Origin of the sequence: Streptomyces sp. NPDC000345 (assembly GCF_042898825.1) — a bacterium.
Lineage (GTDB): Bacteria > Actinomycetota > Actinomycetes > Streptomycetales > Streptomycetaceae > Streptomyces.
This window is the reverse complement of the sequence record NZ_JBIAZE010000005.1, coordinates 399,868-424,936: the sequence shown is the minus strand read 5'-3', so window position 1 is coordinate 424,936 and position 25,069 is coordinate 399,868. Positions and strand designations below refer to the sequence as shown.

22 protein-coding genes are annotated in these 25,069 nt (G+C 71.9%); 10 read left to right on the top strand and 12 right to left on the bottom strand.

Annotation, left to right across the window (positions count from 1 at the left end; all coding sequences use genetic code 11):
- Positions 1–29: 29 nt before the first annotated feature.
- The 3 genes from ACFY30_RS14945 to ACFY30_RS14935 are packed head-to-tail and all read right to left on the bottom strand — an operon-like array spanning position 30 to position 2,687.
- A complete protein-coding gene (locus tag ACFY30_RS14945; RefSeq protein WP_390845608.1) occupies positions 30–932 on the bottom strand; it encodes a metal ABC transporter permease in 903 nt (300 codons plus the stop codon).
- A 10-nt stretch (positions 933–942) separates the two neighbouring features.
- Positions 943–1,710, bottom strand: a complete 768-nt coding sequence (locus ACFY30_RS14940) for a metal ABC transporter ATP-binding protein (protein WP_390845607.1) — start codon at positions 1,708–1,710, stop codon at positions 943–945.
- Between the two features lie 20 nt (positions 1,711–1,730).
- Positions 1,731–2,687, bottom strand: coding sequence for a metal ABC transporter substrate-binding protein (locus tag ACFY30_RS14935; RefSeq protein WP_390845606.1), 957 nt, complete (start codon positions 2,685–2,687; stop codon positions 1,731–1,733).
- Between the two features lie 149 nt (positions 2,688–2,836).
- Between ACFY30_RS14935 and ACFY30_RS14930 the strand changes: the two genes are divergently transcribed.
- Entirely contained in the window at positions 2,837–4,219 is a 1,383-nt protein-coding gene (locus tag ACFY30_RS14930) for a glycine--tRNA ligase (protein ID WP_390655408.1), read from the top strand.
- 64 nt (positions 4,220–4,283) lie between these two features.
- On the opposite strand, the gene ACFY30_RS14925 is transcribed toward ACFY30_RS14930, so the two are convergent.
- Complete coding sequence (locus tag ACFY30_RS14925) at positions 4,284–4,664, bottom strand: hypothetical protein (protein ID WP_390845604.1); 381 nt, start codon at positions 4,662–4,664, stop codon at positions 4,284–4,286.
- Between the two features lie 171 nt (positions 4,665–4,835).
- Between ACFY30_RS14925 and ACFY30_RS14920 the strand changes: the two genes are divergently transcribed.
- Together ACFY30_RS14920 and ACFY30_RS14915 are read left to right on the top strand one after the other, a co-directional pair.
- On the top strand, positions 4,836–5,678 hold the full coding sequence (locus ACFY30_RS14920; protein WP_390845603.1) for a helix-turn-helix domain-containing protein: 843 nt from the start codon (positions 4,836–4,838) through the stop codon (positions 5,676–5,678).
- Positions 5,660–5,863: a DUF397 domain-containing protein gene (locus ACFY30_RS14915; RefSeq protein ID WP_390845602.1), complete on the top strand. Its 204-nt coding sequence runs from the start codon at positions 5,660–5,662 to the stop codon at positions 5,861–5,863. The genes ACFY30_RS14920 and ACFY30_RS14915 overlap by 19 nt, the downstream gene beginning before the upstream one ends.
- Here the strand turns inward: ACFY30_RS14915 and ACFY30_RS14910 are convergent.
- Positions 5,842–6,957, bottom strand: coding sequence for an endonuclease/exonuclease/phosphatase family protein (locus tag ACFY30_RS14910; RefSeq protein ID WP_390845601.1), 1,116 nt, complete (start codon positions 6,955–6,957; stop codon positions 5,842–5,844). The two genes, ACFY30_RS14915 and ACFY30_RS14910, sit on opposite strands and share 22 nt — an antisense overlap.
- Positions 6,958–7,084: 127 nt before the next feature.
- Here ACFY30_RS14910 and ACFY30_RS14905 point away from each other — a divergent pair, with 127 nt between their 5' ends.
- The 3 genes from ACFY30_RS14905 (at position 7,085) to ACFY30_RS14895 (ending at position 9,701) form a co-directional block, all read left to right on the top strand.
- Complete coding sequence (locus ACFY30_RS14905; protein ID WP_390845600.1) at positions 7,085–8,098, top strand: aldo/keto reductase; 1,014 nt, start codon at positions 7,085–7,087, stop codon at positions 8,096–8,098.
- 26 nt (positions 8,099–8,124) lie between these two features.
- Positions 8,125–8,718 (top strand): TetR family transcriptional regulator, encoded by a 594-nt coding sequence (locus ACFY30_RS14900; protein WP_390845599.1) that lies wholly within the window; start codon positions 8,125–8,127, stop codon positions 8,716–8,718.
- Positions 8,719–8,786: 68 nt separating this feature from the next.
- Positions 8,787–9,701 (top strand): UTP--glucose-1-phosphate uridylyltransferase, encoded by a 915-nt coding sequence (locus tag ACFY30_RS14895; protein WP_390845598.1) that lies wholly within the window; start codon positions 8,787–8,789, stop codon positions 9,699–9,701.
- Here ACFY30_RS14895 and ACFY30_RS14890 read toward each other — a convergent pair.
- Positions 9,661–9,825, bottom strand: coding sequence for a hypothetical protein (locus tag ACFY30_RS14890; protein ID WP_390845597.1), 165 nt, complete (start codon positions 9,823–9,825; stop codon positions 9,661–9,663). The genes ACFY30_RS14895 and ACFY30_RS14890 overlap by 41 nt on opposite strands.
- 163 nt (positions 9,826–9,988) lie before the next feature.
- Between ACFY30_RS14890 and ACFY30_RS14885 the strand changes: the two genes are divergently transcribed.
- Positions 9,989–13,681, top strand: coding sequence for an NACHT domain-containing protein (locus ACFY30_RS14885; protein WP_390845596.1), 3,693 nt, complete (start codon positions 9,989–9,991; stop codon positions 13,679–13,681).
- On the opposite strand, the gene ACFY30_RS14880 is transcribed toward ACFY30_RS14885, so the two are convergent.
- Together ACFY30_RS14880 and ACFY30_RS14875 are read right to left on the bottom strand one after the other, a co-directional pair.
- Positions 13,605–13,826, bottom strand: a complete 222-nt coding sequence (locus ACFY30_RS14880) for a hypothetical protein (protein WP_390845595.1) — start codon at positions 13,824–13,826, stop codon at positions 13,605–13,607. The genes ACFY30_RS14885 and ACFY30_RS14880 overlap by 77 nt on opposite strands.
- Before the next feature lie 128 nt (positions 13,827–13,954).
- Positions 13,955–15,400 (bottom strand): MFS transporter, encoded by a 1,446-nt coding sequence (locus tag ACFY30_RS14875; RefSeq protein WP_390845594.1) that lies wholly within the window; start codon positions 15,398–15,400, stop codon positions 13,955–13,957.
- 101 nt (positions 15,401–15,501) lie between these two features.
- On the opposite strand from ACFY30_RS14875, the gene ACFY30_RS14870 reads away from it, so the two are divergent.
- Complete coding sequence (locus tag ACFY30_RS14870; protein ID WP_390845593.1) at positions 15,502–16,401, top strand: helix-turn-helix transcriptional regulator; 900 nt, start codon at positions 15,502–15,504, stop codon at positions 16,399–16,401.
- A gap of 30 nt (positions 16,402–16,431) precedes the next feature.
- On the opposite strand, the gene ACFY30_RS14865 is transcribed toward ACFY30_RS14870, so the two are convergent.
- Positions 16,432–17,877, bottom strand: coding sequence for an MFS transporter (locus tag ACFY30_RS14865; protein WP_390845592.1), 1,446 nt, complete (start codon positions 17,875–17,877; stop codon positions 16,432–16,434).
- Positions 17,878–17,993: 116 nt separating this feature from the next.
- Here ACFY30_RS14865 and dusB point away from each other — a divergent pair, with 116 nt between their 5' ends.
- The gene (gene dusB, locus ACFY30_RS14860; protein ID WP_390845591.1) at positions 17,994–19,148 is read left to right on the top strand and encodes a tRNA dihydrouridine synthase DusB; all 1,155 of its coding nucleotides are present in this window, start codon (positions 17,994–17,996) and stop codon (positions 19,146–19,148) included.
- A gap of 15 nt (positions 19,149–19,163) precedes the next feature.
- On the opposite strand, the gene ACFY30_RS14855 is transcribed toward dusB, so the two are convergent.
- Positions 19,164–20,894, bottom strand: coding sequence for a CDP-alcohol phosphatidyltransferase (locus ACFY30_RS14855; RefSeq protein ID WP_390845590.1), 1,731 nt, complete (start codon positions 20,892–20,894; stop codon positions 19,164–19,166).
- A 247-nt stretch (positions 20,895–21,141) separates the two neighbouring features.
- Here ACFY30_RS14855 and ACFY30_RS14850 point away from each other — a divergent pair, with 247 nt between their 5' ends.
- A complete protein-coding gene (locus tag ACFY30_RS14850; RefSeq protein WP_390845589.1) occupies positions 21,142–21,381 on the top strand; it encodes a hypothetical protein in 240 nt (79 codons plus the stop codon).
- Between the two features lie 297 nt (positions 21,382–21,678).
- Here the strand turns inward: ACFY30_RS14850 and ACFY30_RS14845 are convergent, their stop codons facing one another.
- Together ACFY30_RS14845 and ACFY30_RS14840 are read right to left on the bottom strand one after the other, a co-directional pair.
- The gene (locus ACFY30_RS14845) at positions 21,679–23,619 is read right to left on the bottom strand and encodes a glycogen debranching N-terminal domain-containing protein (protein ID WP_390845588.1); all 1,941 of its coding nucleotides are present in this window, start codon (positions 23,617–23,619) and stop codon (positions 21,679–21,681) included.
- Positions 23,616–25,022 (bottom strand): hypothetical protein, encoded by a 1,407-nt coding sequence (locus ACFY30_RS14840; protein ID WP_390845587.1) that lies wholly within the window; start codon positions 25,020–25,022, stop codon positions 23,616–23,618. The genes ACFY30_RS14845 and ACFY30_RS14840 overlap by 4 nt, the downstream gene beginning before the upstream one ends.
- Positions 25,023–25,069 lie beyond the last annotated feature (47 nt).

Here is a 25,069-nt window from a genome sequence, read left to right as displayed (position 1 = left end):
GCCATTGTGCCAGCCCGGCCGGTGGCCGGTCAGACGCCGACTTCCCGGTCGGCCGCTCTCGTGGCCGGAATCGCGCACTCCGCCGGGTCCGCGGCCGGCCGGGCTGCGGCTGCCGCGCGGGCGCGGCGGCGGGCCAGCGGGGCGGCCAGCACGCTCAGCGTGATGAACACGGCGATGGTCAGCAGGACGATCGTCGCGCCGGGCGGGACGTCCTGGTAGTACGAGGTCACCGTGCCGCTGATCGTCACCGTCACACCGATCGCCACCGCGATCGCGAAGGTCGCGGCGAAGCTGCGGCTGAGCTGCTGGGCCGCCGCCACGGGGACCACCATCAGCGCGCTCACCAGCAGCAGGCCGACCACCCGCATCGCGACCGTCACCGTCACCGCCGCCGTGACCGCCGTGAGCAGGTTGAGCACGCGGACCGGCAGGCCCGTCACCCGCGCGAACTCCTCGTCCTGGCTGACCGCGAAGAGCTGGCGGCGCAGCCCCAGGGTGACCAGCACCACGAAGGCCGCGAGCAGGCAGATCGCCGTGACGTCCGCATCCGACACCGTCGACAGGGAGCCGAAGAGGTACGAGGTGAGGTTGGCGTTCGAGCCGCCCGGCGCGAGGTTGATGAACATCACGCCGCCGGCCATACCGCCGTAGAAGAGCATCGCGAGGGCGATGTCGCCGCGGGTCCTGCCGTACCAGCGGATCAGTTCCATCAGGACCGCGCCGACGACCGAGACCGCCGTCGCCATCCAGACCGGGGAGGTGGAGAGCAGGAAGCCGAGGCCGACGCCGGTCATCGCGACGTGGCCGATGCCGTCGCCCATGAGGGCCTGGCGGCGCTGGACGAGATAGATGCCGACGGCGGGGGCGGTGACGCCCACCAGGACGGCGGCGAGCAGGGCCCGCTGCATGAAGGCGTAGTCGAGGAAGTCCATCACAGGTCCATCAGCTCAGCAGGCCGGTACGGATCGGTTCGGCGCCCGCCGAGGCGTGCGGGTGCACATGGTCATGGCCGGGAAGGGCGTGCTGGCCGACGGCCTTCGGGGGCGGTCCGTCGTGCTGCACGCAGCCGTCGCGCAGGACGACCGCCCGGTCGATCAGGGGCTCCAGGGGGCCCAGTTCGTGCAGCACGAGGAGGACCGTCGTACCGGCCGCGACCTGGTCCTTCAGGGTGCGGGCCAGGACCTCCTGGCTGGCCAGGTCGACGCCCGCCATCGGCTCGTCCATGATCAGCAGCTCGGGTTCGGCGGCGAGGGCGCGGGCGATCAGGACGCGCTGGTGCTGGCCGCCGGAGAGGGCGTCGACGTTGTCCTTCGCCCGGTCCGCCATGCCGACCAGCTCCAGGGCGTGCCGTACGGCCTCCCGGTCGGCCTTGCGCAGGACGCCGAAGCGGGCGCGGGAGAGGCGGCCGGAGGTGACGACCTCCGTGACGGTGGCGGGGACGCCGCCGGCGGCCGTCGTGCGCTGGGGGACGTAGCCGATCCGCGCCCAGTCCCGGAACCGCTTCCTCGGGGTGCCGAACAGCTCGATCTCGCCGGCGGCGATCGCCACCTGGCCGATGACGCTGCGCACGGCGGTGGACTTGCCGGAGCCGTTGGCGCCGAGCAGCGCGACGACCTCACCGCGGTGCACGGTGAGGTCGATGCCCCGCAGGACGGGGCGCGAGCCCAGGTCGGCGCGGACCTGGCGCAGGGAAATGACGGGCTCGGTCATGCCGCTCTCCGATCGGCTGGTCACTTGGCTCCCAGGGCCGTCTGCAACGCCTTGAGATTCGCCCTCTGGACCGAGAAGTAGTTGCTGCCCCGGGACTTGTCCGTGATGCCCTCGATCGGGTCGAGCACGTCCGTCTTCAGGCCGGCGTCGGCGGCGATGGTCTTCGCGGTCTTGTCGCTGACGAGCGTCTCGTAGAACACGGTGGTGACGCCGTCCGCCTTCGCCATCTTCTCAAGCTCCTTCACGCGCGCGGCGCTGGGCTCCGACTCGGGGTCGAGGCCGTTGATGGCCTCCTCGGTCAGGCCGTAGCGCTCGGCGACGTAGCCGAAGGCGGCGTGGGTGGTGAGGAACACCTTGGACTTCGTGTGCGCGAGCCCGTCCTCGAACTCGGTGTCGAGCGCGTCGAGCTTCTTCACCAGGGCGGCGGTGTTGGTCCTGTAGTCGGCCGCGTGGTCCGGGTCGGCCTTCTCGAAGGCCTTGCCGACCCCCTCGGCGACCTGGGCGTAGCGCACCGGGTCGAGCCAGATGTGGGGGTCCAGGCCGGACGACTCCTCGTCCTCGTGGTCGTCGTGCTCGGCCGCGTGGCCGCCGACCTCGTTGCCGTGCTTCTCCAGCGTGGTGAGGGAGGCGGCGTCGATCTTCGTCCTCACCTCGGACTGGGCCACCGCGTCGTCGACGGAGGGCTGGAGGTCCTTGAGGTAGAGCACCGCGTCGGACTCCTGGAGCTGCGCGGTCTGCTTCGCGCTGATCTCCAGGTCGTGCGGCTCCTGGCCGGGTTCGGTCAGGCTGGTGACGTTCACGTGGTCCCCGCCTATCTGCTGGGCGAGGAAGGCCATCGGGTAGAACGACGCGACGACGTCGAACTTCTCCGTGTTGCCCGCCGCGCTCGCGCCCGAGCAGGCGGAGAGGGTTCCGAGGCCGAGAGCGGTGACGGCCGCCACGACTGTCCCGGATATGCGCTGTCGTCGTACGTTCATGACAGTCATTTTCAACAAATATGGAAACCGTTGTCAACAAGCTGCGGAAGGGGATCCGATTTGGTCGAGGGGGAGCCCCCGCCGGTACCCTGAATCATTCGCTGGAAGCATCTCGCTTCGTCGCCCGTCGTCGTTATGAAGAGAGCACCGTGGCCGCCGACAAGATCGACACCATCGTCAGCCTGAGCAAGCGCCGTGGCTTTGTATTCCCCTGCAGTGAGATCTACGGCGGTCAGCGTGCCGCCTGGGACTACGGACCGCTGGGTGTCGAGCTCAAGGAGAACCTGAAGCGTCAGTGGTGGCGCTACATGGTGACGTCGCGCGAGGACGTGGTCGGTATCGACTCGTCCGTCATCCTGGCCCCCGAGGTCTGGGTCGCCTCCGGTCACGTCGCCACCTTCACCGACCCGCTGACCGAGTGCACCTCCTGTCACAAGCGGTTCCGCGCGGACCACCTCGAGGAGGCCTACGAGGCCAAGCACAAGCGCCTCCCGGAGAACGGCCTGGCGGACGTGAACTGCCCCAACTGCGGCAACAAGGGCCAGTTCACCGAGCCCAAGCAGTTCTCGGGTCTGCTCTCCACCCACCTCGGCCCGACCCAGGACTCCGGCTCCATCGCCTACCTGCGTCCCGAGACCGCCCAGGGCATCTTCACCAACTTCGCCCAGGTGCAGACCACTTCGCGCCGCAAGCCGCCGTTCGGCATCGCCCAGATGGGCAAGTCCTTCCGCAACGAGATCACGCCCGGCAACTTCATCTTCCGCACCCGCGAGTTCGAGCAGATGGAGATGGAGTTCTTCGTCAAGCCGGGCGAGGACGAGCAGTGGCAGGAGTACTGGATGGAGCAGCGCTGGAACTGGTACACCGGTCTCGGCCTGCGCGAGGAGAACATGCGGTGGTACGAGCACCCGAAGGAGAAGCTCTCCCACTACTCCAAGCGCACCGCTGACATCGAGTACCGCTTCCAGTTCGGCGGCAACGAGTGGGGCGAGCTGGAGGGTGTCGCCAACCGCACCGACTACGACCTCTCGGCCCACGGCAAGGCCTCCGGCCAGGACCTCTCCTACTACGACCAGGAGGCCCAGGAGCGCTGGACGCCGTACGTCATCGAGCCGGCGGCCGGTGTCGGCCGCGCGATGCTGGCGTTCCTGCTCGACGCCTACGTCGAGGACGAGGCCCCCAACGCCAAGGGCAAGCTGGAGAAGCGCACGGTCCTGCGCCTCGACCACCGTCTGGCCCCGGTGAAGGTCGCGGTCCTGCCGCTGTCCCGCAACCCCGAGCTGTCCCCGAAGGCCAAGGGTCTCGCCGCCGCCCTGCGCCAGCACTGGAACATCGAGTTCGACGACGCCGGCGCCATCGGCCGCCGCTACCGCCGCCAGGACGAGATCGGTACGCCGTACTGCGTGACGGTCGACTTCGACACCCTGGACGACAACGCGGTGACCGTGCGTGAGCGCGACTCGATGAAGCAGGAGCGGGTCTCCCTCGACCAGATCGAGGGCTACCTGGCGGGCCGCCTGATCGGCTGCTAGCCACGGCTCACGGTCCACGCGCGAGGCCGGCCCCGACGGGAATCCCGTCGGGGCCGGCCTCGCGCTATGCGGTGGGGTGCTGCTGCCGCTGATGGCTGCGCAGCAGGACGTTGGCGTCGGTCTCCGCGCTGTGGTCGTGCGCGGCGCGGGCGCTCTCCCGCGCCGCCGCCAGTTCACCGCACTCGGCGCAGTCCGGCGCCGGCTCGGGCGGACGGCGCAGGCCCACCATGAAGGGCCCGTCGGTCCGGGCCCGCGAGTTCACCGCGCGGACGCTCGCGTGCAGCCGCTCCCGCTCCGTGGCCGGCCGCAGCGCGGCGGGGTCGGCCTGCCATTCCCGGCCGCCGCCGAGGGGGCGGAGCATCGCGTAGGGGCCGGAGCGGTCCTGGTACTCGCCGACCTTGTCCGTGGCGGGGTCGTAGAGGAGGGCGCCGGGTTCGTGCTGCATGAGGTCACTCCTTTTACCCAACTTTCGTACGTAATGTGAGGGTTGGGCTACTCTGGGTGGTGGGGGCTGTCGACAGGATGGCCTCGCGGCGGGGCCGGCGCGCCGTTGACGAGGGGTTGTTCGTCGCCGGGCGGCGTAAGTTCCACAAATTCCACGGAGGGATGCGATGCGATGCCGCCGAGGCGAGTGATCACGGGACGGAGCCAGGAGCCGAGGCAGCGGTTCGCGGAGGAGTTGCGGTTACTGCGGGCCGCGAAGGGCGACAGCCTGCGGGAGCTGGGGGAGAAAGTCGGCTGGGACTGGTCATTGTTCGGGAAACTGGAGACGGGACACACCCTGGGCAGTCCCGAAGTGGTCCAGGCGCTCGACCAGTACTACGGGACGCCGGGAATGCTGCTGGCGCTGTGGGAACTGGCGATGGCGGATCCGACGCAGTTCAAGGAGCGGTACCGGAGGTACATGGTGCTGGAAGCGGAGGCCGTGAGTGTGTGGCAGTACTCGCCGAGCATCCTGCCGGGGCTACTGCAGACTCCCGAGTACGCACGAGAGTTGCTCAGGAAGGGTGGGCTCAAGGGGGACGAGTTGGAAGCGCAGGTCGAGGCCCGGATCGGGCGGCGTGACGTGCTGCTGAGGGAGGATCCGCTTCAGTTCCGCGTGATTCTCTCAGAGGCGGTGCTGCGTACTCCGCTGGAGGAGCCTGATGAGTGGCGTGCGCAGTTGGAGCACCTGGGCATGATGGGCCATCGCCTCAACGTCACCCTCCAGGTGCTGCCGTGGCCCGCCGGACTTCACGGGCTGGCGAACACCGACACCATCTTTCTGCGAGGTCTGGACGGCCAGACCGTAGCCTGGGTGGAGACTGGCTACTCGGGCGAACTCGTCCAGGAATCGGCCTCGGTTGAGCGCCTCCAGCTCCGATACGATCGGGTACGCGACTTGGCTCTGTCCCCGGGCGAATCGCGGCAGTTCATCGAACGGATGCTGGAGGAAGCGCCATGCGAGCCCTTGACCTGAGCGACGTGACGTGGCGCAAGAGCAGCTACAGCAACCAGGACGGCGGCGCCTGCCTAGAAGTCGCCGACGACATCCCCGCCCTCGTCCCCGTCCGGGACAGCAAGGCCCCCGCCCGCGGCGTGCTCCTCTTCGGGGCGGAGGCCTGGACCCGCTTCGTCGGTGCCTACAGGTCGACGTCCGCGTAGAGCGCCGCGTGGTCCGACGCCTCGTCCGCCTTCGAGGTCACCGTGTCGAAGGACTTGAACGACTTGGGCGCCCACACCCCGCGCCGCTCCACGTCCACATGCTGCACCTTGCCGAACAGCTCCGGTGAGAACAGCAGGTAGTCGATCTTCTGGTCGAGGGAGTGGCCGGTTCCGAACGTGCCGAGGTCGCCCGTGTAGGAGGGGTGGCTCATCGCGTCCTTCGCGCCGGTGGCCAGCAGCTTCTGGACCGCCGCGCTGTCGGGGGAGTCGTTGAGGTCGCCGGCGACGAGGACGCGGGGGGAGCGGAGCAGGGCCTCCGTGTAGATCTCCGCGACCCGGGTGCCCTGGGCCAGCCGCAGCCCGCCGCCGCCTCCGCCGCCCCGCTTGCTCTTGAAGTGGTTGCCAAGTATCCACAGCGGTGTCCCGTTGACCGCGATCTCGAACTCGACGCAGTCCCGGCTGAACACCGGCGCGCCGTTGGTGCGCAGGTCGAAGATGTGCGACCGCATCGAGGTGATCGGGTGCCGGCTGAGGATGCCGACGTCGATGCCGCGCGGGTCGTTGCCGTCGATCAGCATGCTGTAGGGGTACGGCCGCTTGCCCAGCGCGCCGCCCAGGACCTGCCGGTTGAAGCGCTCCAGGGTGAGCCGGTCCTCGACCTCGACCGTGAGCAGGATGTCGGCGTTGACCTCGGCGACGACCCGGCCGGTGTTGCGGACCACGTCCCAGTCGAGTTCGGACCGCACCATCTCGGCCCAACCGGTCCACTTCGCGCGGCCCTTGGCGGTGACGGTGATCACGGGATCGCTCTCCGGCCCGCTCTGTTTGAAGAGCGAGGCGGTGCCGCCGCGGGTCTGCTGGATGACGAACGGCGGGCGCGGGTGGTCGGGGTCCTGGTCGTAGGCCCGGTGGTCCTTGATGATCCGCGCGATGCGGGTCTTGTCCTCGTCGCTGTAGACGGCCTTGTCGAGCAGGCCGACCAGCTCGTTGAAGTCGTCGAGGACCTGCCGGCGCTCCGCGGCGTCCGGTATGTCGAAGACCTTGGGGCGGCGGAACAGGTTCTCCGCGTTGTACGTGCCGATGCGGATCGTCATGGCCCCTCCCAGGGGGTGACTGTTCGCGGACAATTCTCATTTTCCGGGCGGCGGCGGGGACTGTCGTGTCGACAAGTATGGACTGACAGATATTGAAATCTGTCATCTGTCGTGTCAGGGTGGGGGCATGAGCCTTCCCACGCGTACTCTCGGCAGCACCGGCCCCCAGGTCTCCGCCCTCGGCCTGGGCTGCATGGGCATGTCCTCCGCCGTGTACGGCGACGCCGACCGCACCGAGGCGATCGCCACCGTCCACGCCGCCCTGGAAGCGGGCGTGACCCTGCTCGACACCGGCGACTTCTACGCCATGGGGCACAACGAGATGCTGGTCGCCGAAGCCCTGCGCACGGCCCCCGCGGCCCGCCGCGAACAGGCCCTGGTCAGTGTGAAGTTCGGTGCCCTGCGGGACCCCGACGGCGGCTGGGGCGGCCAGGACGGCCGGCCCGCCGCCGTGCGGAACTTCGCCGCGTACTCGCTCCAGCGCCTCGGCCTCGACCACATCGACGTCTACCGCATCGCCCGCGTCGACCCGGACGTTCCGATCGAGGAGACGGTCGGCGCGATCGCCGAACTCGTCGAGAAGGGGTACGTCCGCCACATCGGCCTCAGCGAGGCCAGCGCGGAGAACATCCGGCGGGCCGCCGCCACCGCGCCCATCGCCGACGTCCAGCTGGAATACGCGATCATCACCCGGGACATCGAGCGGAAGATCCTGCCGGCCATGCGCGAGCTGGGCATCGGCGTCACAGCGTACGGAGTGCTCTCCCGGGGCCTGATCTCCGGCCATGTGACCCGTGACCAGCGGTTCGGGGCGGGCGACTTCCGTGGCGTCTCGCCCCGCTTCCAGGGGGACAACCTCCAGCGCAACCTCGACCTCGTCGAGGCGCTGCGCAAGATCGCCGACGACAAGGGCGTCACCGTCGCGCAGATCGCGACCGCCTGGGTCCTCTCCCGGGGCGAGGACATCGTGCCGCTGGTCGGCGCCCGCACCCGGGCGCGGCTCGCCGAGTCGCTGGGCGCCCTGGACGTCGTACTCGACGAGACGGATCTGGCGGCGATCGAGGAGGCCGTACCGGCCGGCGCGGCGGCCGGCACCCGCTACCCGGCCCCGCAGATGGCACATCTCGGCACGGAGCAGTGATCGTGGTGCCGGGTACCGTCTAGGGCATGGCACCGACCACCGAGACCCTGACCGCCGAGCGCATCCTCGAAGCGACCGAGGAGGTGCTGCGCCGCCACGGCCCGGCCAAGGCCACCGTGGTGGACGTGGCCCGGGCGCTCGGCGTCAGCCATGGCAGCGTCTACCGGCACTTCCGTACGAAGGCGGCGCTGCGCGAGGCGGTCACGAAGCGGTGGCTCGACCGTACGTCGGACGTTCTGGCGGGCATCGCCGCCGACGAGACCCGCGACCCGGGGACCCGGCTGCGCGACTGGCTCGCCGCCCTCTTCGAGGCCAAGCGGCGCAAGGCGGGCGGCGACCCGGAGCTGTTCGCCACGTACATGGTGCTGTCCCAGGAGAGCGGTGCGGTGGTGGGCGAGCACATCGACGACCTGACCGGCCAGCTGGCGCGGATCATCGCGGCCGGGGCCGAAGCCGGCGTCTTCACCGCCGCCGACCCGCAGACCGAGGCACGGGCCGTCTTCCAGGCCACCGGCCGCTTCCACGACCCCGGTTACCGCGCGGAGTGGGAGCGGCCGGAGGCCGGGGGCGACTTCGCGGCGGTGGTGGAGCTGCTGCTGAGGGGGCTGCGGGCGGGCTAGAGTCGTGCCCACCGGCCGGAGAGGAACCGGAGCGAACCGGGAGCGTGGACGAGGACGAGGGGTGCGCGATGCCACCGACGATCCGCAGGGCCGTGATCCCCGCCGCCGGACTCGGCTCCCGTCTGCTGCCGCTCACCAAGGCGACGCCGAAGGAGATGCTCCCGGTCGGCGACAAGCCGGTGATCGAGCACACCGTGCGGGAACTGGTGGACTCCGGCATCACGGACATCACGATCGTCGTCTCCGGCGGCAAGTCCCTCATCCAGGACCACTTCCGCCCCAACCCGGCCCTCGTCGACCAGCTGCGCGCCGACGGCAAGACCGCCTACGCGGACGCGGTCGAGGAGGTCGCCGAGCTGGCCCGCCGGGGCCACATCACCTACCTCGACCAGCGCGGCCCCTACGGCAACGGCACCCCCGTCCTCAACGCCGCCCGCTCCTTCGGCGACGAGCCCGTCCTCGTCCTGTGGCCCGACGACGTGTTCGTCGCCGGGGTGCCCCGGGCCCAGCAGCTGATCCGCGCCCACGAGCAGACCGGCTGCCCCGTGCTCGCCCTCATGCCGATGGACCCCGCCGACTCCCGACGCTACGGCGTCCCCCTCGTCAAGGAGGACCTCGGCGGCGGCACCCTGCGCATCACGGGCCTGGTCGAGAAGCCGGCCCCCGCCGACGCGCCGTCCTCCTACGCGGCCATCGGCGGCTATGTCATCACCCCCGGCATCGTCGACGAACTGCGCGAGCAGACCCGCCGCTGGTACGAGCACCGCACCGGCGAGATCTACCTGACCGACGCGATCAACGCCTACGCGTCCACCAGGGCGGTCTACGGCCAGGTCATCCAGGGCCGCTGGTACGACACCGGCAACCCCGCCGACTACCTGGTCGCCCAGATGGCCCACGCCCTGTCCCACCCCGAGTACGGGCCGGTACTCCGGTCCCTGGTCAGCGACCTCGACGCCGCAGAGCACCCAGCAGCTGAGTGAGCACCCGCAGCGCCGCCCGCCGGCGTGCGGGCCTGCGGGACCAGACGGCGGGCAGCACCACCCCGGCGTAGACGGCGGTGAAGACGAGGAGGAAGGGGAGCAGGGAAGGCGCAGGCAGCGTCATGGCTTCTCCTGAGGGAGCTGTGGCAGGTCGTCCGCCATCACCGTCCCGCGCCCCGGCCGTCCGGCAGCCCGATCCCGACTCATGCCGAACTCCCGGCACAAGCCGCAGGTCACGCCGTACGCTTCGGAACAGTTCGCCGAACCGCGCCGAAGGGAACGGGGAGTTGGCCGCACCACCCACGGGACCCGTAGCGGACTTCTGCGCCGAGCTGCGCAGGCTGGTGCGGGCGTGCGGGGTGCTGCAGAAGGACATCGCCGACTCCCTCGGCCTCACCCGGCCCTCGGTCTCGGAACTGCTGGGCGGACGCCGGCGCACCCCTCCCGACTGGGACGTGGTGCGCGGGATCGTGACGCTGTGCGCGCAACGGCACGGGAACCCGCGCACACCGCCACCGGGCGTACGGCTCGACGTCCCGTGGTGGAAGAGCCGCCACGACGGACTCGTGTGGACCGTCGAGACCCGCCCCGCACGAACCGGCCCCGCGCCCGGACCCGCTCCGGCCCCCGTCCCGCCGACCCCCGAACTCCCCGAGACGACCGACGTCTTCGCCGCCACCGCGATGGACGCCTCACGTGCCGTGCTCATCCTCGCGGGCGGCGACGACGACCTGGCGTACTCGCTGAAGAAACTCCTGCTGAGCGAGGCCGACCAGCCCCACGCCCTGAGCGTCCTGCTGGACCGGTTCCCCGAACGGGTGCGCGCGGCGCACGGCGTGTGGCGGGCCGCGCTGCTGCAGGCCGCGCGGGTCGTCCTCGTCTCGGTGGCGGTGGCCGCCGTCGATGTGCACCCCTTCGTCCGCGACGGCAGGCGAACCGTCGTGAACGGCGCCGCCAGGGCCTACGGCTGGCCCGCCCGTGCCGGGGATCCGGACGGCCTCCCGCCGCTCCCCGCCGACCCCGCCCTGCGGGAAGGCATCGACATGGGCAGGGTCGGGCCCCCGACCGACCGGGCCGTCCTCGACACCTACCGGGCACTCGCCGGGCCCCTCGCCGAAGCCTGCCCCGAGTTCGCCCTGTCGGCCGGACTGCCTCCGGACCCCGACGGGGCCGGCGGGGCCGGCGAGGCCGACGAGGAACGGACCGGCCTCGCCGGGCTGGGGGCGATGCTCGCGCGCTTCGCCGGGCGGGACGACCTGCCCGCGGCCGCCCGCCCGCTGCTGGACGGGCCGATCACCACTCTCGACGTGCGCGGGCCCGGACTGCCCAGCCTGGCCGACGGCTACGTCAACCCCCGCTACCGGCTGGCCGGACCGGGCGGCGAGGGCCTCCAGCAGGGCGCCGCCTCCGACAAGTGGTGGCAGCAGCGCCCGCTGTACGAGGACATCGAGCGGTTCCTCGCCGCCCACCTCATCGGTCTCCCCGCACTCCTCGGCCCCCTGATCGTGCTCGGCCACCCCGGAGCGGGCAAGTCACTGCTCACCAAGCTGCTGACGGCCCGGCTCCCGGCCCGGGAGTTCCGCCCGCTCCGCGTCGAACTGCGGTACACGCCCGCCGACGCCGACGTGCAGACCCAGCTGGAACACGCCCTGCGGCGTGCCACCGGGCGGTCCGAGAGCTGGCCGGACTGGGCGGAGCGGGAACCGGGCGCCCTCCCGGTCGTCCTCCTGGACGGCTTCGACGAACTGCTCCAGGCCGGCGCCCAGCGGCTCGACTCCGCCCTGCAGTGGGCCTATCTGCGGGACGTCGAGTGGTTCCAGCGCCGGGAGGCGGAGGCCGGCCGGCCGCTGGCCGTGATCGTGACGAGCCGCACGGTCGTGGCGGCCCGCGCGGAGATCCCGGCACAGAGCCAGGTGCTGCGCCTGGAGCCGTTCGACGCGCCGGAGATCGAGCGCTGGCTCACCGCCTGGAACACCACGAACCTGGCGTACCTGGAGCGGCGCGGCCTGCGCCCGCTCTCCGGCGACGTACTCGTCCCGCACCACGACCTCGCCGCCCATCCGCTCCTGCTGCTCATGCTCGCCCTCTACGACGCCGACGACAACGCCCTGCGCCGGCTGCGGGAGGAGAACATCAGCCGCACCGACCTCTACGACCGGCTGCTGTCGACGTTCGTCCGCAGACAGATCGTCAAGGACGGCCCCCTTCCCGCCTCCGGCGAACGGGACGCGACCGAGCGCGAGATGCACCGCCTCGCGGTCGTCGCCCTCGGCATGTTCCAGCGCGGCGCCCAGGCCATCACGGGCGGACAGGCCGAGGACGACCTGCGGGCGCTTGCGGACGGCGGCACCGGGGACGACCTCCTCTTCGGCCGCTTCTTCTTCGTGCACGAGGCGCAGGCCGTCGTCGCCGAAGAACGGCTGCGCAGCTACGAGTTCATGCACGCCACCTTCGGCGAGCATCTGACCGCCCGCCTCGTGGAACGGGCCCTGCGCCGACTGCCGTCCCTGCTCCCCGACGACGGCGAGCTGTACGCGCTGCTGTCCTTCACCCCGCTCACCGACCGGGCCCAGATCGTGCAGAACCTCGTCGACATGACCGCCGGGTGGCCGGCACCGGAACGGGCGGCACTGCCCGGCCGGCTCCGCGCCCTGTTTCGCGAGGTGCCCTGGGAGAACGCCCACCGCACCGGCCCCGCGCACGCCCCCACCCGCCAGACCAGGGCGTACCGTGACGCCGTCTACGGAGCCAACCTGCTGCTGATCGCGGTGCTCGCGGCGGGGCGGCTGCACGCGTCGGACTTCCTGGGGCCCGACGACCTGGTCGACCGGTGGCGCCGTCAGACCCTGCTGTGGCAGTCCCAGCTCTCCAAGGAGTCGTGGGACGTGTACACGTCCTCGCTGCGTCCGGAACGGGTCTGGCGGACGCCGGAGGACGGCTCCGGCGACGACGTACGACCCGACCTGCTCCTCGGCACCCGCCGGGTGCCCTTCGTCCAGCACGACCTCGGCTGGCCGCTCGGCTTCCCGGGGACAGGGCCCACGGTCGGCCCGTACGCGGTGGACGGCGGGGCGGACGACGACGTCCCGAACGTGGCGCGACGGGTCATGTTCGTCGGCGACCGCGACGCGGAGCTGCTGCTGGACGCGGCCCACCCCCTGCTGCACCGGCTGCCGAGCGCGCTGCGCGTCCACGCCGCGGCTCCGGGCGGGCTGCTGCGGTCGGCGGCCCAGACACTGACCGCCCTGCTCGCCCACGACGTGTACGACTCCTCCAGCCTGCCGGACCTATACCTCCGCTGCCTGGACATCGTCCCGGCCCTGCCGGCCGCCGAAGGCGAGCTCATGCTCGAGGCGGTCTGCGAGCGGCTCGTGCACGACGCCGACGGAATGACCGACCAGGACCTGCTGACGGTGGTGGGACTGCTGAACCGGTGCCTCGGAAGGGTCAGCGCCGGCTCGCTGCGGGCGACCCTCTCACGCTGCGTGGAACGCCTCCTGGGGCGAGGGGACCGCGCACTCGGCGCGGAGGTCGCCGCGCTCCAGGCGCAGGCCGTCCAGGACCCCCTCACCCACCCGGTGATGCTGGTGCGACTGACCCGGGCGGGCCGCACCACCTCTTTCCTCGGACAGCTCCACCGCGACGGCAGCGGCCGGCTGGTCGGTGTCTTCGACGCCTGTGTCGCCGACCCCCTGCTCCCGGACATCGCCGCCTGTCACCCCGTCGCCGTCATCGAACTCCTCCGCCTGGCACGGGAGTTCGGGCTGACCGACTGGCTCGCCGCGCACACCGCCGACCTGCTGGTGCTCCTGCCCGACAACGCCTTCCCGCTGCTGCGCCCCTCCGACCTCGCCGCCCTGCGTGAGGCGCTGCCCGACGGCGGCTACGCCTACGAGAAGGAGTTCACCGAGATCGAGGAGAGCTTCCGGCCGGGTCCACCGTCGCCTGGTGGACCTCGGCGAGATGCTCCGCCGCCTTGAGCCACGGCAGGAACTGGGCGCCCTTGCGCCAGCCGCAGGTGTCACATCTGAGGGTGCGCTGCACTCCCGTCCGCTGCACCCGCACGACGTGCTCGCGCCCGTGCTGGTCCCAGCGGCTCACCTTGCTCGAGTCGATCGACGGCACGACGCCTCCTGTCACCTGTTCCGTCCCTTCCCTGCTCCGGCAGGCATGGAGTGTGCCGCAAGAACAACATCAACGGGGGGTTCGGCCGGATGAGTTGGCCAAGCCGTAGTGCGGGGCCGCCACCGGACTCACCTCACCCCGCGCGGCAGCCGCAGGCTGAGCAGCCCCGTCAGGACCACCCCGCCCACCTGCACGGCCAGCGTCGTCACCAGCGCGTCGCGCATGCCCATCCCCGGGACCAGGGAGAGGAAGAGGGTGCCGAGGGTGGCCACGCCCAGTGCCAGCGACGCCTGCTGGGTCGTCACCATCATCCCGCTGCCGACGCCCGCCCGGGCCGGCGGCACCTCGGACATCACGATCCGCATGACGACGGGCAGTTGGAACGCCTGGCCGGCACCCGCGACCGCCGTACCCGGCAGCAGGCCCATGAGGCCCACGTCGGGCCAGTCGGCGCGGACCGCGAGCACGATCAGCAGGATGCCCACGCCCTGCAGCGCCGCCCCCGCCGTCACCACCCGCGACCCGAACCGGGCCACCAGGTGGGGACCGGCGAGCGAGGCGGCGAAGAACGCCAGCGCCATCGGCGCGAGCGCCAGTCCGGCCCGGACCGGGCCCAGGCCCGCCCCGCCCTGCAGCGCCACCGCCACCACGAACATGAACCCGCTGAAGCCCACGGCCAGCGGTGCCATGATCGTCAGCCCGCGCCGCAGTGTCGTCAGCGCGAGCAGGCTCGGCGGTACGAGCGGCGTACGGCCGCGCCGGTCGGCCCGGCGCTCCACCGCGTAGAACGCCGCCGCCACCAGCGGGAACGCGGCCAGGGACAGCCACGTCCACAGCGGCCAGCCCGCCGCCCGGCCCTCGGTGAGCGGCGCGAGAAGGGTCAGCAGGGCCGCGGCGAGCAGGACCGTGCCGGGACCGTCCACCGGCTCCGGATGCGGGGAGCGGGTCTCGGGGACCGCACGGACGGCGAGGACCAGGCCCACGACCACCACGGGGACGTTCACCAGGAACACGGAACGCCACCCCGTGCCGGCGATGTCCGCCGCGACCAGGACGCCTCCCAGGATCTGGCCCGCCACCATGGACAGGCCGGCCGTCGCGCCGTAGAGACTCATCGCCCTGGCACGCCGCGTCCCCTCGGTGGCGGACTGGATGGTGGCGAGCACCTGCGGGACCATGACGGCCGCCGAGGCGCCCTGCGCGACCCGCGCCGCGACCAGCGACCAGGCCTCGGGCGCGAGTCCGCAGGCCAGCGACGTCAGACCGAAGGCGGCCATCCCGCCGAGGAAGAGCCGGCGCCGGCCGAAGAGGTCGCCGAGCCGGCCGCCGAGGACGAGGAGCACGGCGTAGGCGACCCCGTACCCGGCGACGACGAGTTCCAGGACGGACTCGCTCGCGGCGAGGTCGCGGCCGATGGTGGGCAGGGCGACGTTGACGATGAAGAAGTCGATGAGGGGCAGGGCCGCGCCGAGCAGCACGGTGAAGAGCCCGAGGGAGCCGAGGGCGTGGGCGGCCGACGAGCCGCGGGCGCCCGGCGGGGCGGCGGTGGTGGTGGTCCGGGTTGTCTCAGTCACGCCCCCGAGCCTGCGCCGCGCCCCAGACGGGTACCAGAGTGTCCTTATCCTGGTAGAAGGAGTACCTGGCAACAGGGTCCGGACGGCGGCACGCTGGAGGCATGACGACGATGGCCCAGGAGTCGCTCCGGCAGACGGCGGCCGCCCCGCGGAACAGCAGCTCGGAGATACGGCGCCATGAACTCGCCGCCTTCCTGCGCAGCCGCCGCGAGCGGATCACCCCGGAACAGGTCGGCCTCCCGCGCGGCGCCCGCCGCCGCACGCCCGGGCTGCGCCGTGAGGAGGTCGCCCATCTCTCGGCGGTCGGCGTCACCTGGTACACCTGGCTCGAACAGGCCCGGGACATCCATGTCTCCGTCCAGGTCCTGGACGCCCTCGCCCGCACGCTGATGCTCGACAAGACCGAGCGCGTCCACCTCTTCCAGCTGGCCGGCGCCATCGATCCGACGCCCGCCGCGTACTGCGAGGGCGTCAGCGACTCCGTGCGCATGACGCTGGACCAGCTCGACCCGCTGCCCGCCTGCGTCCAGAACAGCCGCTACGACATCCTGGCCTACAACCGCACCTACGCCCGCCTGTTCTGCGACCTCGACGCCATCGCGCCCGAGGACCGCAACTGCATGCTCCTGGTGCACACGAACCCCGACTGGCGGTCCGCGATCGTCCACTTCGACGAGACGACGCGCCTGATGGCGGCCAAGCTGCGCGCCTCCATGGCCGGTCATCTCTCCGAGCCGGCCTGGAAGATGCTGGTCAAGCGGCTTCAGAAGGAGTCCCCGGAGTTCCGCGAGAACTGGGAGCGCTACGAGGTCGTGGTCAACCGGACCAAGACCAAGGAGTTCCGCAACCCCTACGTCGGCCTCCTCACCGTCTGTCACACGGACCTGTGGCTCGGCCCGGAGCACGGGGCCCGGATGGTGACGTACACGCCGGTGGACGAGGTGACCCGCGAGCGGCTGGAGAAGCTGCACCTGATGTTCAGCGGACCCGGTCCGCGGTGACCCCGCCGTGGCCGGGAGCGCGGCGCGAGGTCAGGCGCTGACGCCCGCCGCCTCCCGGACGTCCCTGGCCTCCAGGCGCTCCGCCGTGCGCTCGGCCGTCCGCCTGGCCCACGGACCGGTCGTCAGGACACCGAGGACGAGCACCGACAGACCGCAGACGGTGAGGATCCACCAGCCGGGGACCGCGGCCGCGACGAACGTCTCGCGGTACGACGTCGTGCTCACGCCCGCCGCCAACACCGCCCCGACCACCGCGACGCCGAGGGTCTGGCCCAGCTGACGGCTGGTGGACGCGACCGCGGCCGCCACCCCCGCCTGGCTGCGGGGCATCCCGGACACCGCCGTGTTCGTGATCGGCGCGTTCACGAAGCCGAAGCCCACCCCGAACAGCACGTACCCGAGGAACAGCGTCACGTTCGACGTCTCCGCGTCGAACGCGGCGAACAGCAGCGCGCTCGTCGTCAGCGCGCTCCCCGCGACGACCAGGGGCAGCCGGGGGCCGCGGGTGCCCACGAGACGGCCGGACAGGGGCGCGCACAGGAACGTCGGGACGGCCATCGGCAGCATCCACAGACCCGCGTGCAGCGCGTCCAGGCCCCGCACGTTCTGCAGATACAGGGTGGACAGGAACAGGAACCCGCCCAGCGCGGCGAACGCGCTGATCGCCACCACCGTCGCTCCGCTGAACGGCGCCGAGCGGAAGAACCGCAGGTCGATGAGGGGCTCGGCGCGGCGGGGCTCGTAGATCAGCAGGCCGGTCAGCGCGGCCAGGGCCACCGCCGCGAAGGGGCCGCTGACCGCGAGACCCGCCTCGGGCGCCTCGATGATCGCGTACGTCAGGGAGCCGAAGAGCGCGATGACCAGCAACTGGCCGACCGGGTCGGGGCGGCGGGCCTTCGGGGCACGGGACTCGGGGACGTAGCGGAGGGTGAGCAGGAGCGCCGCCAGGCCCACCGGCAGGTTGAGCCAGAAGATCGAGCGCCAGCCGACCGACTCCACCAGCAGACCGCCCAGCAGCGGGCCGGCCGCCATGGAGATGCCCACGACCGCTCCCCACACGCCGATCGCGCGGGCGCGCTCACGCGGGTCGGTGAAGGTGTTGGTGATGATCGACATGGCGACCGGGTTCAGCATCGAGCCGCCGACCGCCTGCACCATCCGGGCCGCGATCAGCAGCCCCAGACCGGGGGCGAGGGAGCAGAGCAGCGAGCCCAGCGAGAACACCACCAGGCCCGCCATGAACACCTTCCTGCGGCCGATGCGGTCGGCCGTGGAGCCCGCGAGCATCAGCAGGGTGGCCAGGACCAGCGTGTAGGCGTCGATCGTCCACTGCAGGCCGGCGGTGGAGGCGTGCAGGTCGCGCTCCATCGAGGGCAGCGCGACATTGAGGACGGTGTTGTCGAGGCTCACGATCAGCAGGCTCATACAGCAGATCGCGAGGACCAGCAGACGTCGGCGAGGGCTGAGCTCGGGCATGCGCCTCATCGTACGCGCGTGTCGATAGTGCGTCTAACTAATGGTTGTTACATGATCATGTCGGGTGCTGTCCCGGCGCCCGCCGGGCACCCCGGCCGATGCGTGACAATGGGGGAATGCCCACGACCGCGCCCACGAAGAACACGACCCTGCGGATCGGCCCGCACGCCGTCCTGCCGCCCGTCGTCCTGGCCCCCATGGCCGGCATCACCAACGCGCCCTTCCGCACCCTGTGCAGGGAGTTCAGCGGGGGCAAGGGCCTCTTCGTGAGCGAGATGATCACCACCCGGGCGCTGGTCGAGCGCAACGAGAAGACCATGCAGCTGATCCACTTCGACGCGACCGAGAAGCCGCGCTCGATCCAGCTGTACGGCGTCGACCCCGCGACCGTCGGCAAGGCCGTCCGCATGATCGCGGAGGAGGACCTCGCCGACCACATCGACCTGAACTTCGGCTGCCCGGTCCCGAAGGTCACCAGGAAGGGCGGCGGCTCCGCCCTCCCCTACAAGCGCAACCTGCTCCGCGCCATCCTGCGCGAGGCGGTCGCCGGCGCCGGCGACCTCCCGGTGACGATGAAGATGCGCAAGGGCATCGACGACGACCACATCACCTACCTCGACGCCGGCCGGATCGCCGTCGAGGAGGGCGTCACCGCCATCGCGCTGCACGGCCGCACCGCCGCCCAGCACTACGGCGGCACCGCCGACTGGGACGCCATCGCCCGCCTCAAGGAGCACGTCCCGGAGATCCCCGTGCTCGGCAACGGCGACATCTGGTCGGCCGAGGACGCGCTGCGGATGGTGCGCGAGACCGGCTGCGACGGCGTGGTGGTCGGGCGGGGGTGCCTGGGCCGCCCGTGGCTGTTCGCGGACCTGGTCGCCGCCTTCGAGGGGCGTACGCAGGACATCGCGCGTCCCTCACTGCGCGAGGTCGCCGAGGTGATGGTCCGGCACGCCACGCTGCTCGGCGAGTGGATCGGCGACGAGACCAAGGGAGTCGTCGACTTCCGCAAGCATGTCGCCTGGTATCTCAAGGGGTTCGCGGTCGGCTCGGAGATGCGCAAGCGGCTCGCCGTCACCTCCTCGCTGGAGGAACTCCGCTCCGGGCTCGACGAGCTGGACCTCGGCCAGGCCTGGCCCGCCGGTGCCGACGGGCCCCGCGGCCGTACGTCCGGCAACAACCGGGTGGTGCTGCCGGACGGCTGGCTGAAGGACCCGTACGACTGCGCGGGCGTGGGCGAGGACGCGGAGCTGGACACCTCCGGCGGCTGAACCGCCGTACGGCGATCAGCCGTTGCGGGGGTGCGGGGTCGAGCCGTACGCCGTCAGGAAGCGGTCGCGGAACGAACTCATCTTCCACACCGGGGCGTCGTGGGCCGGCTTGAGACCGTCGGTCCAGTTCCAGGCGGCTATCTTGTCGAGGACCTTCGGGTCCTTGGCGACGATCGAGACCGGCACGTCGCGGCTGGCGTTCTGGCCGCTGACCCGGGAGATGGGCTGGTGGTCGCCGAGGAAGACCAGGACGGTGTCGTCGGTGCCGTAGCGCTCCAGCCACTCGGTCAGCGCGGTCACCGAGTACTGGACCGACTTGCCGTACTCCTCCTTGGACTTGGTGGAGTCGGCGATGATGTCGGACGCCTTCTCGCCGGCCGCCTCGATGTCCTTGAAGACCGAACCGTCGCCCAGCTCGTCCCAGCCGACCATCGTCGGGATCGGCGCCCAGGGCTGGTGGCTGGAGGTCAGGATGATCTCCGACATCAGCGGCTTGTCGCGCTTCTTGCTGTGCTCCAGCTTCTGGAACGCCTCCAGGGCGTACTGGTCGGGCATGGTCGACCAGCTGAACTTCGGTCCCTGGTACCCCATCTGGAAGGCGTTGTAGACCTTGTCCAGACCGTAGAACTCCGCCTCCGGCCAGCCCTTCTGCACTCCCGGCATGACACCGACCGTGTCCCAGGCTCCCGTCTTCCGGAACGCCTTGGTGAGGGACAGATGGTCGCTCGCCATCACCGTGCGGTAGCGCTGCTGGTTGTCGACCCACAGGCCGGACAGGGTGGTGGAGTGGCCGAGCCAGCTGCTTCCGCCGTACGTCGCCGAGGTCAGCCAGCCGCTCTTGGCGTGGAAGCCGGCCTTCGCCAGGGCCTCGGTACGGGCCTCCAGGGTCGCGTCGACGCCGGGCGCGATGACCGGGTCCTCGATGGCGCTGCGGCCGTAGCTCTCGATGAACGTGAAGATCATGTCCTTGCCGCGCAGATCGGGCACGAGCTGGTCGGCCGGCGTGTTGCCGAAGGTGTCGCTGCGGGCCTCCTTGCCGAAGGCCGCCTCGTCCCGGATCGTCGCCCGCACCTGCCTGGCCTCGGACTCCAGCCGGTTCGCGACCCGCTCGGAGGCGACCGGGATCCCGGCGTACTGCAGCCCGAGCACCGAGCAGGTGATCCAGGCGGTGCCCGCGATCAGCGTGACCCGGGTGGCCCGCCGGGTGTCGCGCACCAGGAGATCGCTCACCCGGACCGTCGCCAGCGCCATCAGCGTCAGCACGAGGACGACGAGCAGGACGACGCCGATCGCGGCGGCGCCGGCGGCGGTCTTCCCCATGGTGTCGGCCAGATACGACTGGGCGTCGTCCAGCAGGCCCCAGTCCAGGACCAGGTTGAAGTCCCGGCCCAGGTACTCCAGGAAGCCCATGTCGAGCAGGTTCAGCACGGTCAGCGCGCCGAGAACCGCGCCGCCGAACGCCGCCAGCGCCACCCTCGGCCTGCGCGGCAGCGCCAGCAGCACCGCCGCCCCGATGATCGCCTCACCCGGCAGCCGGACGAACCGGTTCACCTGGAGCGCGGCCAGCCGGTTCGGCAGCAGCAGCGCGCCGAGCACGAGCACGAGGGAGAGGACGGTCACCGTCCACCACACCACCCGGGCGGCCCGGGGATGCCGGTCCCGCCAGTCCCACGCGCGGGCGAAACGAGCCTTGAGGGAGCCGCCCCCGGCACCCGCCGGCTCTGCCGTCCCCGCCGGCTCTGCCATTCCCGTCGGGTCTGCCACCCCCGCCGATTCCCCGGTACCCGCCGCTTCTTGGACGTCGGCGGGTTCCGCGGGCGCGGCGGGTTCTGCGGATGCGGCGGGTTCTGCGGATGCGGCAGGTTCTGCGAGCGCGGCGGGTTCGTCGGTGGCCGCCGATTCTCCGGGGTCCTCGGCTTCTCCGGACGGGGCCGGGGTATCGGCGGCTGCCGGTTCCTTGGTGGCCTCCGCGGCTTCTTCGGGTGCCCGGTCCTTGGCGGCTGCCGGTTCCTTGGATGCCGCCGGTTCCTTGGATGCCGCCGGTTCCTCGGACGCGAGCGGTTCCCTGGTGACGGCCGCCGTTGCTCCGGACGCGGCCGGGTGCTCGGCGGGTGCCGGTTCTTCGGTGGTGGCCGGGGCCGCTGTGGCCGTGGAGGCGGCCGAGCCCGGCGGCTCCTCGGCCGCCGCGGGTGCTTCGGAGGCGGCCGAGGAACCGGTGGCCGCCGGTTCCTGAGGTGCCGTCGGCTGCTCGGGTGCCGTCGGTTGCTCAGCGGCCGTGGAATTCTCGGCGCCCGCGGACAGCACGGCGTCGTCCTCGGGTTCTCTCGAAACCGGCGGATGGGATGAGCGAGTGGAGACAGGCACCCGAGGGTCCTTCCGTACGAAGCCCGGTGGTTCGGCGGATCCCACGCGGGAAGTCGGATCCGCCTCAGTTTCGTACGGCCTGCCCTCGGCCCGCGTTCAGCCCCCTCGGCCAGTCCTCGGCAAACACCGTGCAAACGTCACGCCAAGCACCCGCCCGCGGTGGGCGCTACGCCCCTCCGACCGCTGTGAGCAGCGCCAACGGCGCCGCCGCCGAACGGGACTCCCGTACGCACGCGTGCGGGTACGGAACCGGTTCCGCGTGGGTGTCGCGGCCGTAGCCGGCGAGCACCTCCGGGAGCCGGTGACCTGTCGCCGTCGCCGCGTCGACCAGGGCGTGGGCGACCGCGCGGGCCTCGTCGTGCAGGCCGTAGCGGGCGAGCCCCAGCGTGATCAGCGCGTTGTCGTGCGGCCAGACCGAGCCGCGGTGGTACGACAGCGGGTGGTACGCCGGCTGCCCGGCCGCCAGCGTGCGCACGCCCCACCCGGAGAAGAAGTCCGGCTCCAGGAGGCGCCGGCCGACGACCTCGCCGTACTCCTTGTCCAGCAGGCCGGACCACAGCAGATGCCCGGCGTCCGACGCCAGCGCGTCGACCTGGCGGCCCTCCCCGTCCAGCGCGAGCGCCGGGAAGGACCGCTCCGGCATCCAGAAGTCCCGCTGGAAGCGGTCGCGGAGGTCGGCGGCCGCCTGTTCGAGGAGGGCCGCGTAGGTCGGGTCCTCCCACACCGTGCGCGCGACCCACGCCGTGCGGCGCAGCGCGTCGTACGCGTATCCCTGGGCCCCCGCCGCCATGACCGCTCCGGTGGCGCGGGTGCCGTCCGCGGAGCAGATGGCGCCGGGGGAGTCCTTCCAGTTCTGGTTGGCGAGGCCGCCCTGGTCGGCGCGGTAGACCAGATAGCCCCGGGAGGTCAGCCCGCCGTGGTCCAGCATCCAGCCGATCGCGGCGCGGGCGTGCGGCTCCAGGCGGCGGGCCATCGCGGTGTCGCCGGTCTGCTCGACGTACGCGCCGAGGACGACCAGGAAGAGCGGCGTCGCGTCGACCGAGCCGTAGTAGCGGCCGAACGGGACCTGCCCGAAGTGGGCCAGCTCGCCGTGCCGCACCTCGTGGACGATCTTGCCGGGCTGGGACACCGACTGCGCGCCGGTCTCGGTGGCCTGGGTGGCGGCGAGGGCCGGGAGCGTGGCGGCGGCGAGCTGCGGGCGGTACGGGAGGGCGAAGAGGGAGGTGAGCAGGGCGTCACGGCCGAGCAGGGTGAGGAACCAGGGGGCTCCGGCGGCCGGGACGCGCAGCTCCTCGCCGTCCGGGCCGGTCGCGTGGACCTGGAGCACGGCCAGATCCGCGAGCCCTCGAACACAGGCGGTCGCCAGTTCGGGCCATTCCGTAGGAAAAGCGACACCTTCCATGAAGTCGCCTTCCTGCGCAAGTAGCTTTTCGGCCATTGCGGAAGGGGAGCGGGGTACCCGCAGCGCTCGCTTCTCGCCGTGCGGCCGGGCCATCACCCGCAGGACCAGCTCGGCGGAGCCGTGCGCCTCCAGCTCGAGACTCCACACCAGGCGGCGGGCCCCGGTGCCGGTCTCCTCGACGCCGTCCGGGGCGGGCTCGGCGGTCACCGTCGTACAGGACTTCCACTCACCGCGCCGGTAGGTGAACTCCACGCCGTCGTCGAGGACCTGGCGGCGGCGGACGGCTCCCGTCTTGGCGTACGTACGGTGGTCGGAGCGCAGCTCGAACTGGTCGGCGAAGTCCGCGTCGACGGTCAGGGCCAGCCGGACCGTCGTCGCCACCGGCCGGTTGCTGACGACCCTGACCGACTCCACGAACGCCCCGTCCCCGACGGCCTGTTCACGGAAGAGGGTGCAGGACGGCGGCTCGTTGCGCCCGCCGCGCGGGACGAGCACACAGCGCACGGTGTCCCCGCCCGCGACCGGCGCGAGCGCCTCCGGGACCGCGCCGTCGATCGTCAGCTGCCACCGGCTGAGGTGCCGGGCGTCCCTGACGAACACCCCCTCCGGAGAGGAGCCGGCGCCCCGTACGCCGCTGATGTCCCCGCGGTCGCCCACGGCGGCGAACGTCCCGCCGTACACGAGCAGATGATGCCGGTCCGTCATCCCCGGTCCCCTCCCTTGATGGCCGTGGTGTGCTGGTGGAGCAGGTCGAGCGTGAGCGCAGCGGTCCAGCTGAAGCCGGTCGCGCCGCAGGCCTCGCCGGTGTACGGGTTGACGTACTCGGCGAAGTCCGTGGTGAGCGCGGTGTCCAGGGCGGCCCGGCGCAGCGCGTCCGCGTCGGTGGTGTGCCCGTGCAGCCGCAGGCCCCGTTCCAGGAGCCAGCCGGTGTTGAACCAGGCCGGGCCGCGCCAGTAGCGGTGCGGGTCGAAGGCCTCGCCCAGCAGGTCGTAGCTGGGGACGAGCCGGGTCGTCGTACCGACACCGAAGTGCGGACCCCGCAGGGTGCCCACGACGGCCGTGACCACCTCGCGCGGCAGTCCGGGCAGGAGCAGCGGGACGAGTCCGGAGACGCCCCGCTCGCGCACGAGCACCCCGCCCCGCAGGTCACGGCAGAAGAACATGCCCTCCGCCGGGTCCCACAGCCGCTCGACGAGCGCCGCCGTCAGCCGCTCCGCGCGCGCGTGGCGGGCGGTGGCCGTCGCCCCCAGTTCCCGCGCGATCCGTGCGAGGGCGTGCTCGGAGGCGATGAGCAGCGCGTTGAAGGAGGGGTCCTCGACGGCGAAGTCGCCGTCCCCGTCGGCGTACCGCCCGTCCCGGTAGTCCGCCGCCAGCCGTACGTACCGCCCGTAGTCGAGATCCGTCGGCCGGTCCTCGGCGGCCCCGTGGTCGAGGTCGGCGCGCCGGAAGGAGCGGGCCGGCGCCGGGGTGATCCGGGCGAGCGGGGCGTCCCACGAGGGCGCGTTGTCCATCCCCTGCTCCCACGGGTGGACGACGGACACGAGCCCGCCCCCGCCGAGGTCGCGCCGGTGCAGCAGATAGCGGTGCCAGGCGGCCAGCCGCGGGTAGACGCGGGCGAGGAAGCCCCGTGCCCGGGAGAGCCCCGGGTCGGCGCGGTGCACCAGCCAGGCGGCGAGCGCGTGCACCGGTGGCTGCACGATGCCCGAGGTCTGTACGGTGCGCGGGGCGCCCGCAGCGCGCCCCGCGGTCGAGGAGCGCCAGAAGTCGGGGCTCGGGAAGTACGCGTCGAGCGGCACGGAGGGGTTGAAGACGATGTGCGGGATCCGCCCGTCACCCCACTGGGCGTCCAGCAGCGTCTCCAGCTCGGTCTGCGCCCGGCGCGGCGAGACGTGCCGCAGCCCGATCGCGATGAAGGCCGAGTCCCAGGACCACTGGTGCGGGTACAGCCGGCGGGAGGGCACGGTCGACGTGCCCGTCCAGTTGCCCTCCAGCACCTCCACCGCCCCGCGGCGCAGTGCCCTGAGGTGCGGCGAACCCGGCGGAGCCGCCGGATCGTATACAGCGGTGTACTCCGCCGGAGGGGCGATGAGCTGGGCGGTGCGATCCACTCGGGGCTCCCCGAAGACGACAAGGCCACCTGGTTCGGCAGGGGCTA